The organism is Aurantimonas sp. A3-2-R12, from assembly GCF_036016755.1.
In the GTDB taxonomy this organism is placed as follows: Bacteria; Pseudomonadota; Alphaproteobacteria; order Rhizobiales; family Rhizobiaceae; genus Aurantimonas; species Aurantimonas coralicida_A.
In genome coordinates, this window is record NZ_JAYXIH010000023.1 from 38318 (window position 1) to 52546 (window position 14229).

Annotated in this window: 12 protein-coding genes; 11 read left to right on the forward strand and 1 reads right to left on the reverse strand. The window is 62.8% G+C overall.

Annotated elements, in window-relative coordinates:
• Nucleotides 1-16: 16 nt before the first annotated feature.
• From VSX60_RS13215 to VSX60_RS13260, 9 genes are all read left to right on the forward strand, one after another.
• On the forward strand, nt 17-982 hold the full coding sequence (locus VSX60_RS13215; RefSeq protein ID WP_327624674.1) for a Bug family tripartite tricarboxylate transporter substrate binding protein: 966 nt from the start codon (nt 17-19) through the stop codon (nt 980-982).
• A 30-nt stretch (nt 983-1012) separates the two neighbouring features.
• The gene (locus VSX60_RS13220; protein ID WP_327624675.1) at nt 1013-1528 is read left to right on the forward strand and encodes a tripartite tricarboxylate transporter TctB family protein; all 516 of its coding nucleotides are present in this window, start codon (nt 1013-1015) and stop codon (nt 1526-1528) included.
• A 9-nt stretch (nt 1529-1537) separates the two neighbouring features.
• The gene (locus VSX60_RS13225; RefSeq protein ID WP_327624677.1) at nt 1538-3052 is read left to right on the forward strand and encodes a tripartite tricarboxylate transporter permease; all 1515 of its coding nucleotides are present in this window, start codon (nt 1538-1540) and stop codon (nt 3050-3052) included.
• Nucleotides 3045-4943 (forward strand): thiamine pyrophosphate-dependent enzyme, encoded by a 1899-nt coding sequence (locus tag VSX60_RS13230; RefSeq protein WP_327624679.1) that lies wholly within the window; start codon nt 3045-3047, stop codon nt 4941-4943. Before VSX60_RS13225 ends, VSX60_RS13230 begins: the two co-directional genes overlap by 8 nt.
• A gap of 12 nt (nt 4944-4955) precedes the next feature.
• Nucleotides 4956-6407, forward strand: a complete 1452-nt coding sequence (locus VSX60_RS13235) for an NAD-dependent succinate-semialdehyde dehydrogenase (protein WP_327624680.1) — start codon at nt 4956-4958, stop codon at nt 6405-6407.
• Nucleotides 6408-6409: 2 nt separating this feature from the next.
• The gene (locus tag VSX60_RS13240) at nt 6410-8122 is read left to right on the forward strand and encodes a dihydroxy-acid dehydratase (RefSeq protein ID WP_327624681.1); all 1713 of its coding nucleotides are present in this window, start codon (nt 6410-6412) and stop codon (nt 8120-8122) included.
• Nucleotides 8123-8429: 307 nt separating this feature from the next.
• Nucleotides 8430-9371 (forward strand): ABC transporter substrate-binding protein, encoded by a 942-nt coding sequence (locus VSX60_RS13245; RefSeq protein ID WP_327624682.1) that lies wholly within the window; start codon nt 8430-8432, stop codon nt 9369-9371.
• Between the two features lie 64 nt (nt 9372-9435).
• Nucleotides 9436-11991 carry an ATP-binding cassette domain-containing protein gene (locus VSX60_RS22600; protein WP_442873099.1) on the forward strand — a complete coding sequence of 852 codons (2556 nt, stop codon included), beginning with the start codon at nt 9436-9438 and terminating at the stop codon, nt 11989-11991.
• Nucleotides 11937-12566 carry an ABC transporter permease gene (locus VSX60_RS13260; protein WP_327624683.1) on the forward strand — a complete coding sequence of 210 codons (630 nt, stop codon included), beginning with the start codon at nt 11937-11939 and terminating at the stop codon, nt 12564-12566. Before VSX60_RS22600 ends, VSX60_RS13260 begins: the two co-directional genes overlap by 55 nt.
• A gap of 85 nt (nt 12567-12651) precedes the next feature.
• Here the strand turns inward: VSX60_RS13260 and VSX60_RS13265 are convergent, their stop codons facing one another.
• Nucleotides 12652-13305 (reverse strand): helix-turn-helix domain-containing protein, encoded by a 654-nt coding sequence (locus tag VSX60_RS13265; RefSeq protein ID WP_327624684.1) that lies wholly within the window; start codon nt 13303-13305, stop codon nt 12652-12654.
• A 233-nt stretch (nt 13306-13538) separates the two neighbouring features.
• Between VSX60_RS13265 and VSX60_RS13270 the strand changes: the two genes are divergently transcribed.
• Both VSX60_RS13270 and VSX60_RS13275 read left to right on the forward strand, forming a co-directional pair.
• A complete protein-coding gene (locus VSX60_RS13270; protein WP_327624685.1) occupies nt 13539-13832 on the forward strand; it encodes a hypothetical protein in 294 nt (97 codons plus the stop codon).
• A gap of 11 nt (nt 13833-13843) precedes the next feature.
• The gene (locus VSX60_RS13275; RefSeq protein WP_327624686.1) at nt 13844-14221 is read left to right on the forward strand and encodes a hypothetical protein; all 378 of its coding nucleotides are present in this window, start codon (nt 13844-13846) and stop codon (nt 14219-14221) included.
• The last annotated feature ends 8 nt before the right edge of the window (nt 14222-14229 follow it).

Here is a 14229-nt window from a genome sequence, read left to right on the forward strand (position 1 = left end):
CTGGGAGGAGAACAACATGCATTCGTTCAAATTTGGCGGGGGGCTTATCGCCGCCGCGCTGGCGGCCGTCACACTCGCCGGAAGTCTTCCAGCCCGGGCCGAGTATCCGGAAAAGCCTGTCGAAATGACCGTCCTGTTCGGCGGCACGGCCAACACCACGGCGCAGCTTCTGGCGGAGCTGATGTCCCGGGAACTCGGTTCTCCGGTCGTGCCCGTCGCCCGCACCGGCGGGGGTGGCGCGATCGGCTATGCCCACGTCCAGTCGACCCGTCCTGACGGCTACAATATCGTGTGGAACTCCAACTCCATCAACACGACGTATCACCTCGGCAATCTGCCGTTCAACTATGAGGAATTCGCACCGATCGCCCAGGTGTCGGTCGAAATCCCGGTCCTCGCGGTGAATGTCTCGACGGGCTGGAAAAGCCTCGACGAGATGGCCAAGGCCGTCAAGGAAGGCGGCAAGAAGATCAATGTCGGCATTTCCGGCAAGGGCTCGTTCACCCATCTGACGTCGGCAGCCCTGTTCGACGCCATGGGCATCGCCGATCAGGTCAACTACGTCTCTTACGGGGACGGCAAGGCGCCCGTCGAATTGCTGGCCGGTCGTATCGATGCCGCCATCCAATGGCCGGGCCAGTTTCTTTCCTATGTCCAGTCCGGTGACCTGACTGTCCTCGGTTCAACCGGGGCAGAGCCGGTCAGCGTTCTACCCGATGTGAAGACGGCCAAGAGCCAGGGCTACGACATCGACATCTCGATGTGGCGTGGCTTGGCTGCGCCCAAGGGAACCCCGGACGACGTGCTCGCAAAGCTGGAGGCGGCGGCCAAGGCAGCGGCGGAGTCGGACGAATTCATCGCGGCTTCCAAGAACATCGGCTTTGAGCCGGCCTTCAAGTCACGTGCGGAATTCGGCGAAATCATCGCCCGCGATGATAAGTTCTACGCCGAGCTCCTCGGCGAACTGGGTATGACGAAATAAACCGACAGATTCCGTTTCGAGGAGGGGCAGATGTCGGAAAAAATGCGTGATGTCGTAACCGGCATGCTGCTTCTGACCCTGTCTTTGGTCTGGATGCTGATTGTCTGGCGCACGATACCGCCGGGCACGGGAGGCGGGGACGTCGGTCCCCGCGCTTTCCCGCTCCTCCTGGGCGCGTTGCTGGCGGTCTTCTCGCTGTGGCTGACTATTGCGGCGCTGGGCAAGCGGCGTGACGACGCCGTGACGCCAGGGGCCGAGGGGGCGATCAATGAGCCTGAGGCGGCAGGCGCCAATGGAGCTGTCGGTCTCGTCGCGGCGATCCTGACTGTCGCGCATCTTCTTGCCTACGGATTTTTGATGCAGCGCATCGGCTTCGTTCTCGCCACGCTCCTGACTGTCGCGTCGATCATGCTGGTCTGCACGAACGACCGGTCGCCGCTACGCATCGGAGCCATGAGCGTCGGCATCACCTTCGCCTGCTGGCTGATCTTCGGAAAGATCCTCGGCGTCTATCTCGCGACCGGTTCGTGGATCAATTTGGGTTGATGGCCTGACATGGACAGCTTTCTGACAGCGGCGACAATCGCGCTTCAGCCCGAAAGCCTCGGCGCGGTGGCGCTCGGCTCGCTCATCGGTCTGATTTTCGGGTCCATTCCCGGACTGACCTTCACGGTCGCATTGGCGCTGGCGCTCCCGCTGACCTTCGGCATGGAGTCGGTGCCGGCCATCGGCCTGCTTCTCGGCACCTATATCGGGGGCATGACCGGCGGGTCGGTTTCGGCAATTCTGCTCGGCATTCCCGGCACGCCGTCCGCCGCAGCGACCGTCATCGACGGTTATCCCATGGCCAAGACCGGGCGCGCGTCGATCGCGCTCGGCATGGCCGTGATCGTTTCCACCTTCGGCGGCATCTTCAGCCTCATCGTGATGGTCGTGTCGGTGAATCTGGTCTCGCGCATGGCCATGTCCTTCGGCCCGGCCGAAATCTTCGCTCTGGTCGTATTCGGACTGTCGACGATTTGCGGCATGGCCGGCAAGTCGATGTTGCGCGGGTTGATCGCCGGGCTGCTCGGACTGATGGCCATGACCATCGGGCTCGACGTCCTGGATGGTGTGCCGCGCATGACCTTCGGCACGACGAGCATGCTACAGGGCGTCAACCTTCTCGTCGCCATGATCGGCCTGTTCGCCGTCCCCTTCATCATCCAGGTCTTCGAGGAACACCGCAGGGGCGTCGCGCCTCCCGCGCAGATGAGCGATATCCGCGCCGAGCTGCCGTCCTTGCGGCTGATCGCCAGCAATTTCTGGCTGATGGTCCGCTGTTCGACCATCGGGACCGTCATCGGCGCCATCCCCGGTACCGGTGGCCCGATCGCCTCGTTCCTCGCCTATGATCATGCCAAACGCTTTTCCAAGGATCCGTCCAGGTTCGGCAAGGGAGCGATCGAGGGTGTCGTCGCGCCGGAAACCGCGAACAACGCCGTCACCGGGGGAACCATGATCCCGCTCCTGTCGCTCGGCATCCCTGGCGATCCGGCGACCGCGATCGTCCTGGCCGGCATGCAGATCCATGGCATCGTGCCGGGACCGGCGCTGTTTCTCAACCACCAGACGGAAGTCTACGGAATCTACGTCTCGATCGTCGTCGCGTATGTCGCGATCCTGTTCATGCAACTGCTCGGAATCCGGCTGTTCGTCCACGTGCTGAGAGTGCCGCCCCGATTGATGGCGGTTCTCATCATCGTTCTGTGCGGCATTGGAGCCTTCACCGTGCGCAACAGCATCTTCGACATCTACACAATGGCGATCGTCGGGTTGCTCGCCTACGCGGTGATCAAGGCCGAAATTCCGGTGACCCCGATCATCCTCGGCTTGGTGCTCGGGCCGACGCTGGAAGGCGAATTCCGCACGGCCATGAACCTCTCCGGCGGGGATCTCGCCATCTTCTACACGTCGCCAACCGCCCTGTTCTTCTTCGGTCTCGCTGCGTTCATCATCGCGTTGCAGGTGTCGGGAGAGTTTTTCGCGAAGAGGCGAGGGAAAATGAACGTCGGAGCCAGCAATGCTTGAGAGTAATTTTGGATCCGGGACTCAGGAAAGCGAAATTCGGGAACGGGCGGGGCTTATTGCCCGCCACGACGGCGTCGATGCCGCTTTCGCCGCGGGCGATATGACGATGCCGATCGAGACGAGCTTGTCCGAGGCGCTGGTCATCGGGCTGCTGAAGCAGGGCGTCACTCACTACTTCGCGATTTTCGGGCACGGGTCGACGGATCTGGGAAATGTCCTGAGAATTTACAGTGAAGCTGGCGTCGTCACGGTGATCAATTGCCGCAACGAGGTCGAGATGGCGCATGCGGCCACCGCGCATGCCTGGCAGTACGGCAAGACGCCGGCCGTCGTCACCTCGATCGGGCCGGGCGGCCTTCAGGCCATGGCCGGCTCGCTGGCCGCGGCGTCCAACGGCGTCGGCGTCTACCACATCTATGGTGACGAGACGACGCGCGGCGAAGGCTACAACATGCAGCAGGTGCCGAAACCCGAACAGGGGATCTTCGGCAAGATCACGGCGCTGATGGGCCAGTCCCACACCTTGCATACGCCGGAATCCCTGCGGGAGTGCATGCGCCGCGGGACCAACTGCGTGCATCACCCCTACATGCCGGGCCCGTTCTTCATCTTGCTGCCCATCAACACACAGCCGCAATCGATGAAGGTGAATGTCGATACGTTTCCCGGCCGCATGGCGCTTTCGGCCGTGGCGCCGGCCGGTCTGGAAGTCTATGAGGCGGCGGCGGCCCTGCTTGCCCGTCACCGCAAGATCGTGATCAAGGCGGGTGGCGGAACCCGCGGGCATGCTTCCGTGGTACGCGACCTCGCCGAGGCGATCGGTGCCGCGGTTGTGCTTTCGCCGGGTTCGACCGGCGTGTTGCCCGACGGCCATCCTCAGAACATGCATGTCGGCGGATCGAAGGGCACGATCAGCGGCAATTTTGCCATGGAAGAGGCCGATCTCGTCGTCTTCGTGGGCTCGCGCGGTGTCTGCCAGGCCGATTGCTCGGGCGTCGGCTATCCCAATGCCAGGGCCGTCATCAACATCAATGGCGCGATCGGCGATGTCACCCATTACGCCAACACCTTGCCTCTGCCGGGCGATATCACCTGCGTTGCAGGGCGACTGCTCGATGTTCTGCGCGAAAAGCCGGCACTGGCGGATGATCGGGGCGAATGGTTGCGCCTTTGCGCCGACAAGAAGGCTGCATGGACGGCGTTCAAGCGCGAGCGGACAGGTGCCGCGCCACTCGATGATGCGGTCTGGAAGCAGGCCGTTCTGACGCAGCCGGCGGCAATTCACACCGTCGCTGAATTCGCCAAGCGGATCGGAGCCGCCAAGTTCTTCGATGCCGGTGATGTCCAGGCCAACGGCTTTCAGATCGTCGAAGACGATATGGTCGGCGACACCTTCACCGAAACTGGCGCGTCCTACATGGGCTTTGCTGCCTCGGCGTTGCTGGGGTCCGCCGGTGTGAAGGCGGCCCGCTACGGCATCGCCTTCACCGGCGATGGCTCGTTCATGATGAACCCGCAGGTCCTGATCGATGCGGTCGAGCACGGCGTGAAGGGCATGATCGCGCTGTTCGACAATCGCCGGATGGGGGCCATAACCAGCCTGCAATATGCCCAGTATGGGCAGGAGTTTCGCACCAACGACAGTGTCGCGGTGGACTATGTCGCGATGGCCGGCGCCGTTACCGGCGTAAAGGCCCTGTTCGGCGGCACGACGCGGGATACTCTGCGGGCGGCGCTTGACGAAGCCCATGCCCATGACGGCCTGTCGCTGGTGCATATTCCCGTCTACGCCGGTCGTGACCCGATCGCGGATATGGGAGCCTATGGCTCCTGGAATGTCGGCAACTGGGTCGATGACGTCCAGGCCCGCTATCTCGAACAGAAAATCTGAATGGAATCGGCCATGTATCGTGATCTGGAACTCTACATCGACGGCGCCTGGCGTGGCGCGTCGAACGGCGCGACGCGGGCGGTCACTGATCCGGCCACGGAAGACACGCTCGGCTCCATCGCCGAGGCGACCGAAGCCGATATCGACGCCGCGTTGACGGCGGCGCAGGTCGGATTTTCCGTCTGGCGCCGGGTCGGAACCTGGGAGCGCGCCAAGCTGATCCGCAAGGCCAGCGACCTCATTCGCGAACGCGCCGACGAGATCGCGACACTGATGTCGGTGGAAACCGGCAAGCCGCTGGCTGAAGCCAAGGGCGAGGTGAACGCGGCGGCCGATCAGTTCGAGTGGTATTCGGAAGAGACCAAGCGCATCTACGGGCAGATCATCGAGAGCCGCACGGCCGATAGCCGCATGGCGGTGATTCATCAGCCTGTCGGTGTCGTGGCGGCGTTCTCCGCATGGAATTTTCCGGCTCTTTTGCCCGCCCGCAAGATCGCCGCCGCGCTTGCCGCGGGCTGCAGCATCATCATCAAGCCGGCCGGTGAGGCACCCGCTTCTTGCGCGGCCTTGGTGCGAGCTTGCCACGACGCTGGCATCCCGAGCGGGGTGGTCAACTTCCTCACCGGCCAATCCGACATGATCGCCCGGCGGCTGATTGCCTCGCCGATCGTGCGCAAGGTCTCGCTGACCGGTTCCGTTCCGGTCGGCAAGCAGATCCTGCACCTGGCCGCCGACGGCGTGAAGAAGGTATCGATGGAACTGGGCGGCCACGCCCCGGTCGTCGTCTTCGACGACGTCGACGCCGAAAAGGCCGCGGAGGTCTGCGCCAATACCAAGTTCCGCAATTGCGGCCAGGTCTGCATCTCGCCGACGCGTTTCTACGTCCACGAGTCGAAATACGAGGCCTTTGCCCGCCGTTTCGCTGAAGTCGCGAAATCCCTGAAGGTCGGACGCGGCATGGAGGAGGGGGTCCAGATGGGGCCGCTCGCCAATCGGCGTGGACTGGAGACGATCCAGGAGCTCGTCGAGGATGCCAGGCAGCGCGGCGCCCAGGTTTTGGCCGGCGGCAGCGTTCCGGCCGAGGCCAATCGCGGCTTCTTCTTCGAGCCGACCGTCCTTGGCCACGTTCCCGACGATGCCCGCATCATGCGGGAGGAGCCGTTCGGGCCGGTCGCGCCACTGACCACCTTCACGACCTATGACGAGGTGATGGAGCGGGCCAATGCGCTGCCTTTCGGCCTCGCCGGCTACGTCTTCTCCAACGATCTGCGAACCGCGACGCGGGCCTATGAAGATCTCGAGGTCGGCATGGTCGGCGTCAACGAGATGTTGCTCGCGATCGCGGAAGCGCCGTTCGGCGGCGTCAAGGAAAGCGGCATGGGGCGCGAGGGCGGCTCCTTCGGCATCGGTGATTATCTCGAGACGAAATACGTCAAGATCAAGCTGGAAGAGCGGGCGCGCTGAACATGAGTGAAGACGAGGCAAGAGGGTTCGCGCGCGGCCTGACCAACTACGGCGACAAGGATTTCTCGCTCTATCTGAGGAACTCCTTCGCCAGTTCGATGGGATATTCCCGCGAGGTCCTGAAGAAGCCGATCGTCGGGATCGCGAACAGTTTTTCCGGCTTCAACAACTGCCATCGACATTTTCCGGAGATGCTGGAGGCGGTGAAGCGCGGTGTCTTGCTTGGTGGCGCGCTGCCGATCGAGTTTCCGACGATTTCGCTCGGCGAGGTTTTTCTCAATCCGACGAGCCTAAAGTTTCGCAACCTGATGTCGATGGACACCGAAGAGATGATCCGGGCGCAGCCGATGGACGCCGTCGTCTTGATGGGCGGGTGCGACAAGACCGTGCCGGCGCAGTTGATGGGGGCGGCATCGGCGGACCTTCCGGCGATCCAGATCGTCGCCGGTCCGATGATGACCTCGCGCTACGGCGAGGAGCGGCTCGGCGCCTGCACCGACTGCCGCCGGTTCTGGGGGAAATACCGCGCCGGGGAAATCTCCAGCGATGTGATCGGTGACATCGAGGGCCGTCTGGCGACCACCGCCGGCACCTGCGCCGTCATGGGCACGGCATCGACGATGGCCTGCATCGCCGAGACCCTCGGCATGTCGCTGCCCGGGACGGCGGCGATACCGGCGGTCCATGCCGATCGGCTGCGGGCCGCCGAGGCGACCGGTCTCGCAGCCGCGCGCATGATCGACAATCCCATCCGGCCCAGCGAGGTGATCACCGAGAAATCGGTCGAGAATGCCTTGCGAATCCTGCTCGCTCTCGGCGGGTCGACCAACGCTATCATTCACCTGACGGCAATCGCGGGACGTCTCGGCATTCCGGTTTCGCTGCGGCGGCTCAATCAGTTGTCAGACGAGACGCCGGTGCTGGTCAATCTCAAGCCCGTCGGCACCAACTATATGGAAGACTTCTTCTTCGCCGGCGGCGTGGGCGCTGTGCTGCGCGAGTTGAAGCCGCTGCTGCATCTCGATTGCAAGACGGTGACCGGCAACACGCTCGGCGACCGGCTTCGCGAGGATGTCGGTCCGGTCGACCGCAAGGTCATTGCCAGCGCCGAGCAGCCCCTGGAACCCGAAGGCGGCCTCGTCGCGCTGTTCGGCAATCTCGCGCCGGGCGGCGCGATCCTGAAGCGTTCGGCGGCCGACAAGGCATTGTTCGAAAAGGAAGGACGCGCGGTGGTGTTCGATTCGCTCGCCGATCTGGCGAAGCGCATCGACGATCCGGACCTCGATGTGGAAGAGGGCGATATACTGGTCCTGCAGAATGCCGGGCCGCGCAGCGATTCCGGCATGCCGGAAGCCGGCTATCTGCCGATCCCCAAGAAGCTCTCGGCCAAGGGCGTCAAGGACATGATCCGCATTTCCGATGCGCGCATGTCGGGGACAGCCTTCGGCACGATCGTGCTGCACGTCACGCCGGAAGCGGCGATCGGCGGACCGCTGGCGCTGGTTCGCACCGGCGACCGCATCAAGCTGTCGGTCGAGAACAAGACGATCGAGCTGCTGGTCGGCGACGACGAGCTGGAGCGGCGGCGCAGCAGCTTCCGATCGCCGTCGAAGCCGGCGTCCGAGCGGCGCGGCTACGACAAGATCTATGCCCAGGAGGTCCTTCAGGCGGACGAGGGTTGCGATTTCGCGATCATGCAGCCGGTCAGGGCATAAGAGGTCAAAGCCGGCGCTGGTCTGTGCTGCGGGCCTGTGCCCGATTCCGAGCCTTTGAAAATGCGAATTTTCATCCATCGAGAACCGCAGAGAATGGACCTATCAACTTCCCCGGCGGATGTATGGGCCGCAAAAAAACTCCGACCCGTCGCTCGGTAAAAAGAAATCAGTTGCCAGGTACAGGTCAGGAAGCGACCCTCAACGGAAAGAAATATTCCCGGCGGTGAAAAAACATTTCTCGCCCCGGATGCACTGACGAGGACAGCAGAGGACCGCCCATCCATCTCACCAACAGGGAAGCCAGCACATGCGAACGCACAGGATACTCGCCGCCTCGCTCATCGGGCTCGGCATGACGTCACCGGTGTTGGCGGAGGCGGAATCGGACGAGCCGATCATCATCGTTCAGAACAATTGGTCGAGCCAGTTGGTGATGTCGAACGTCGTCGGCCAGGTTCTGGAGAGCGAAGGCTATACGGTGGAGTACGTGCCGTCCGATAGCCAACTCCAGTTCACCGCGATCACCAATGGCGACATGACCTTCCAGATCGAGGCCTGGGAAGGCTCGATGAAGGCGGCCTTCGAAAAGGCGGTCGAGGAAGGCATGGTCGACGCCGGCACGCATGACGCCGTGACGCGCGAGGAATGGTGGATTCCCGACTACGTGCTCGAAAAGTGTCCCGACGCCGCCACCTGGGAAGGTCTGAACGCCTGCGCGAACATCTTTACTACCGCTGAAACCGCGCCCAAGGGTCGCTTCGTCGGCCCGCCCGCCGACTGGGGCAAGAATTACGCCGCGCGCATCGATGCCCTTGGCATGGACTTTGTCGCGATCAATGTCGGCCAGGCGGCGACGTTGTGGGCGGAACTACAGTCGGCCTACGACCGCAAGGAGCCGATCGTGCTGTTCAATTGGACGCCGAACTTCGTCGAGAGCAAGTTCGAAGGCCGTTTCGTCGATTTCCCCGAGCCGGAGCCCGCTTGCTTCGACGATCCTAGCTGGGGCCCCAATCCGGATGCCACCGGCGATTGCGGGGCACCGCGCGCGGCCTGGCTGAAAAAGGCCGCCTGGAAAGGCATGGCTGACGAATGGCCTGGCGCCTGGGCGATCGTCCAGAAGATCAACCTCACCAACAAGCAGCTCGCCAATGCCTCGAAGATGGTCGATGACGAAGGCATGTCGCCCGAGGATGCCGCGACGAAATGGATCGAGGACAATCGCGACGTCGTGGATAGCTGGCTGAACTAAGCCCTCTCCGCCAAGAGCCGCCGGGCGCGTATCTCGCGTCCGGCTTACTCACGAGGGGAGCGACATGACCGCCGACGTCAAGATCAAGTGCCGGAATATCTGGAAGATTTTCGGTCCGGACCCCGCGGCTTTCCTGCGCAAGCATGATCAGCATCCCACTGAGGATGACCTGCGGGCCGACGGCATGATCGGGGCGGTTCAGGACGTGTCGTTCGACGTCCACACCGGCGAAAATCTGGTGATCATGGGGCTCTCCGGCTCCGGCAAGTCGACCTTGATCCGCTGCATCACGCGCCTGAACGACCCCACGGCGGGCGAGATCCATTATGAGGGCCGCGACCTGTTGCGGGCCACGCCCCGCGAACTGATCGAGATTCGTCGCCACAAGATGGGCATGGTCTTTCAGAGCTTTGGCCTGCTACCGCACCGCGACGTGCTTTCAAACGTGGCGTTCCCCCTCGAAGTACAGTCCATGCCCCGGGCCGAGCGCGAGGCCAAGGCGCGCGAGATGATCGAACTCGTGGGCCTCAAGGGTCGCGAAGCCTATTTCCCCCGTGAGCTCTCCGGCGGCCAGCAGCAACGCGTCGGGATTGCCCGTTCCCTGGCGGTCGGCCCCGATGTGTGGTTTCTCGATGAGCCGTTTTCGGCGCTCGACCCGCTCATCCGCGCCGAAATGCAGGACGAATTCATCCGACTGCAAAAGATGCTGCGAAAGACCATCGTCTTCATTACCCACGACTTCGAAGAGGCGGTGAAGCTCGCCGACCGCATTGGTATCATGAAGGACGGCCGCATGGTCCAGCTCGATACGCCCGAGCGGATCGTTCTCCATCCGGCCAATGACTACGTCGCCGAGTTCGCCCGCAATGCCCCGCACGAACGCATTGTCACCGTCAGGGCCATCATGACCCCGGATGTCATGACCCGCGGGCGACAATCCGATCGATGCGCATGCGCTCCTCGGTCAGGTCGCGCGCCGGGTCCTCAACGCCGACGCACCGATTCCGGTGGCCGACAATGGCCGCCTCGTCGGCAGCGTCGACCGCGCGGCAATGGTCGAGGGCCTTTTCGGCCGAGGTGCCGCCGAGTGAGCAACCGCGAAACCACCGTCGCTTCGCCTCCCGCCGATGACGTCCCGCCGATCGGCCGATCAACCGAGTCAGGCCTGATCCGCGGCCTCATTCGTTCGCTTCAGATCAAACCGCGTTCGCAGGACCGCGCCCCCGGTGGGTTCGCCCCCGCCACGGATCTCGCCCGCGTCCCCATCCTTCTCCAGTTTGCGATCATCATTGCCGCGGGTATCGCCTTGGCGGCCGTCTGGGACGGCGCTCTACGCTGGCCCGCCGATTACGTGATCCCGATGCAGCGTTGGATCACTGAATTTTTCGAATGGCTCGGCAAGGATGCCGCCATCGGCCCGCTGAAATTTCGCGACGTCACGCGGTTGATCGCGGGCATTCTCGAACAGCCGCTCGATTGGGCCGAGTATCTGCTCTATCGCGGCGTGCGCAGTTTGGATTTGCCGCCAATCCCATGGCTCACGCTGGTTCTCGGCGTTGCCATCCTCGCGCACTGGATCGGCGGTTGGCGGCTGGCGCTCTTCGCCGCGCTGGCGCTGCTTTATCTCGCCCTTTTCGGCCTCTGGCGAGATAGCATGCGCACGCTCTCCCTCGTCGTCGTATCGGCGCCTTTCGCGGTCGCCATCGGCCTCTGGCTCGGCATCTGGGTCACGCGGTCACGCCGCGCGGCCGGTATCATCACGCCGATGTTCGATCTGATGCAGGCTACGCCCCACATGGCCTATCTCGTGCCGGTGGTGGTGCTGTTCGGCTTCGGCCAAGTGCCGGCGATGATCGCGACCGTCATCTTCGCCATGCCGCCAATGGCCCGCTGCACCATCCTCGCGGTTCAGACCGTGCCGCGCGAGATCATCGAGTCGGGCCAGATGTCGGGTTGCACCCCGCGTCAACTGCTCTGGAAGGTCCATATCCCGGCGGGGAAGCGCATCCTGATGCTCGGCGTCAACCAGGTGGTGATGCAGACCCTCGCCATGGCGGTGATCGCCTCGCTGGTGGGCGCCACCGGCCTCGGCCAGAAGCTCCTCGCCTCGTTGCAGCAACTCAAGCTGGGGGCGGGGGTCGAACAAGGCCTCGCCATCGTGCTGATCGCCGTCGTTCTCGACCGTCTGACACAGGCCTATGCCGACCGGCCCAACGACTATTCTGACCGCGAACCGAACCGGCTCAAACGCCACAAACATCTGGCGGCGTTTCTCGCCATGGTCGTGGTCACCTTCGCGCTGGCGGCGCTCTTCAAGGAGGCCGCGGTCTTGCCGAAGCGCTGGACGGTCACCTTCGGCACCCAGCTCGACGAGGCGGTCCGGTGGTTTTCAGCCAACGCCTACGCCTACATCGCGCCGGTGCGCGATTTCATCACGGTGTCGATGCTGATCCCGCTTCGCGACTTCTTCCTGGCCATCCCCTGGCCATCCCCTGGCCGATCGTCATGGCCATGGTTGGCGCCGCAGGGTTGCACCTCGGCGGCGCCCGGACCGCGTTGCTGTGCATGGGGCTGGTTCTGGCCATCGTGCTTTTCGGCTTCTGGGTGCCGGCGGTACTGACGGTCTATCTGGTGTTCTCCGCAGTGGTGATCTGCGTGCTGATCGGCGTTCCTGTCGGCATCTGGGCCGCACGCGTACCGCGCGTGGCGCGAGCGACCATGGTGATCTGCGACACGCTCCAGACGTTTCCCTCGTTCATCTATCTCATCCCGGTGATCATGCTGCTCAAGGTCGGGGATTTGTCGAACATCGTGGCGATCCTCGCCTATGCCACCGTTCCGGCCATCCGCTACACCTATCTGGGGCTGAAACGCATCCCCGAGGTCACCATCGAGGCGGCCATCGCCAACGGTGCTTCACCGCGCCAACGCCTCCTGAAGGTGGAATTGCCGATCGCCCTGCCGGAGATCATGCTTGGCCTCAACCAGACCATCATGATGGCGCTGGCGATGGTGGCGATCACCGCGCTGATCGGCTCCCGCGATCTCGGCCAGGAAATCTACCGAGCCCTGCCGACCGCCGACACCGGGCGCGGTATCCTCGCGGGCCTCGGCATCGCCGCCATCGGTATCATAGCGGATCGGCTGATCCAGGCGTGGGCGGAGAGACGCAAGAAGCAGCTCGGCTATATCTAGGGATCGGGGACCAGGCGGCGGTTCCGGTTCCACACCATGATGCCTCAAGGTGCCCCGACGGCGCCTCTGCCTCCCGCCGAGCCGCTTAACCGCCTTGCGGGTAGGAGATGACCGAAAGATAGCGCGCGGGCAGGGAAACGAGGGTTTCCGGCCCGTGCGGCGCTTCGGCGTCGAAGAACAAGCTGTCTCCCGGCTGCAGCAGGAAGACTTGCTTGCCGTGACGGTACTCGACCTCGCCCTCGAGCATGTACAAGAGTTCGATGCCGCCGTGCTGGAAGGTGGGAAAGACGTCGGATTCGTGCGTGAGTGTGATGAGGTAGGGCTCCACGGTCACGCCGCTGGCGTTGGGGCCGATGTGGCCCAACAGGTTGTATTGATGTCCGGCGCGGGTGCCCGCGCGCTCGATTTCGATCGCTTCGCCACGTTTGACATGGACGACAGGACGGTGCTCCTCGAACCGCGTAAAGAACGCCGTGATCGGAACATTCAACGTGTTCGACAGGGTCTGGAGCGTCGTCAGCGACGGTGAGGTCAAGCCGTTTTCGATCTTCGACAGCATGCCGATCGACAGGCCTGTCAACTGGGCCAGTTCCGCCACTGTCATCGACTTTTGCAGGCGAAAGTTGCGAAGCTCGCGGCCGATGGCGACTTCGAGCACTTTCTCACTGCGGTCGGTGACCCGATGCGGATCCTGCCCAAAGGTCGGCGCCGTGCGCGCGGCATTCTGACTCTCACTCATCGTTTAATCTCCAGAAAACACACTAGCAATAATTTACTGTCAGGAAACAGTTTGTCCAGCCACCGTCCGGGAGATTGATAATCCACAACGGCAAAAGCGTTGGATTCAATATCGGAATCCCTCTGTTGGTTTTCTTCCAAAGATATTTTGTTGCTTTTTAGGAAAAAATGATCCCAACTTAGCTCTGCACGAGAGACGCAACGAAACTTTCGGCGAATATGGGGGGAGAATGCATGACCCAAAAGATGGATGACCGGATTCAAAAAATGTTCCGGGGCGACGCGCTGTTCGCATGGACCTTCGTCGCCGCGCTGTGGGCGGCGGTCGTGTTCGTGTTTTTCAGCATCAGCGCTCTCATAGATGACACGACGATCCAGGCCGTCCTGCTGATCGGCGGCGGTCTGGTGCTGTTCTTCAACACGGCGGCGATCTTCGCGATGGTGCGGCACTACGCCCACGAAAAGGAATTCATCTACGGGCTCGACATCCGGCATCTCGATGAGATGCGGCGGATGCGTGGCAAATAAGGGAGGGCACCATGCGCAAACATTATGAGCCACCGCGGCAAAGCGGATTCGGTCAATTTCTCGATTCGATCTTTCTGTTGGCGCTGGTGTACGTGGCGCTGTTTATTCCCTTGATACTCGGCCTGACCGGTGCCGGCAGCACGACCGTGATGCCCGCCGAGATCACCTGGGAAACCCTGAAGCAAAATCCCGTCATGCAGGCGCAGTGGGAGAAGCTTGGCTACACGGCGGAAACGGCCGCCGAGATGATTACCACGCGGTTCGACTACACCATTGATCCGCTGATGCTGTTGATCACCGCGGCGGTGATCCTGGGCTACTTCGTCTATCTCATCCGGATGTCGGACAAGGAATATCGCGACGTTATCAGCGAAAAATTCGACCTCTGAAACGAGGC